The organism is Halomonas denitrificans, from assembly GCF_003056305.1.
GTDB classification, from domain to species: Bacteria; Pseudomonadota; Gammaproteobacteria; order Pseudomonadales; family Halomonadaceae; genus Halomonas; species Halomonas denitrificans.
In genome coordinates this window covers 1-1,166 of the sequence record NZ_PYVX01000013.1, presented here as the reverse complement: position 1 = coordinate 1,166, position 1,166 = coordinate 1, and the positions used below count along the sequence as shown (strand labels likewise).

The 1,166-nt window shown below is 72.0% G+C and carries 1 protein-coding gene; it reads left to right on the top strand.

Going from position 1 to position 1,166, the window contains the following annotated elements:
* The coding region (locus tag C9F13_RS17305) for an aldehyde dehydrogenase family protein (RefSeq protein ID WP_108447497.1) at positions 1–1,166 on the top strand (1,166 nt) is incomplete at both ends.

The window sequence follows — 1,166 nt, the reverse complement described above, 5'->3', positions numbered from 1 at the left end:
GCCACCGTCAACCCGGCCACCGGCGAGACACTGGCCGAGGTGGCGAGCTGCGACGCCGCCGATGCCGAGGTCGCCGTGGCGGCCGCCCGGGCCGCCGTCGACGGCGGCGCCTGGTCGCGCCTCGCCCCGGGCAAGCGCAAGGCCGTGCTGCTCAAGCTGGCCGACCTGATGGCGGCCCACAAGCACGAGCTGGCACTGCTCGACACCCTCGACATGGGCAAGCCGATCTCGAGCGCGCTGGGTGACCTGGCCGGCGCCATCGGCTGCCTGCGCTACCAGGCCGAGTGCATCGACAAGCTCTACGGCGAGGTCGCGCCCACCGGCGAGGAGGCCCTGGCGCTGGTGCTGCGCGAGCCGCTCGGCGTGGTCGCCGCCATCGTGCCCTGGAACTTCCCGCTGATGATGACCGCCTGGAAGATCGCCCCGGCGCTCGCCGCCGGCAACAGCGTCATCCTGAAGCCCTCGGAGAAGTCGCCGCTCTCGGCGCTGCGCCTGGCGAGCCTGGCCCGGGAGGCGGGCCTGCCCCGCGGCGTCTTCCAGGTGTTGCCGGGCTACGGGCACACCGTGGGCAAGGCGCTGGCGCTCTCCATGGAGGTCGACTGCCTGGCCTTCACCGGCTCCACCGGGGTCGGCAAGCAGCTGATGCAGTACGCCGGCCAGTCCAACCTCAAGAAGGTCTACCTGGAGTGCGGCGGCAAGAGCCCCAACCTGGTCTTCGCCGACTGCAAGGATCTGGACCGGGTGGCCGAGCACGCCGCCGCGGCGATCTTCCACAACCAGGGCGAGGTGTGCATCGCCGGCTCCCGGCTGCTGGTCGAGAATTCGATCCGCGAGGCCTTCGTCGAGAAGGTGCTGGCCGCCGCCGAGGCCATGCAGCCCGGCGACCCGCTCGACCCGGCGAGCTTCATGGGCGCCATGGTCGACCAGGCCCAGTACGAGCGGGTGCTCGACTACATCCGCCGCGGCGTGGAGGAGGGCGCCCAGCTGAGAACGGGCGGCGCCGCCCTCGAAGGCCCCGGGCTCTTCATCCCGCCGACGGTGTTCGACGGCGTCACCGAGCAGATGGCCATCGGCCGCGAGGAGATCTTCGGCCCGGTGCTGGCGGTGTTCGGCTTCGACAGCGAGGCCGAGGCGGTGCGGCTCGCCAACGACAGCGACTACGGCCT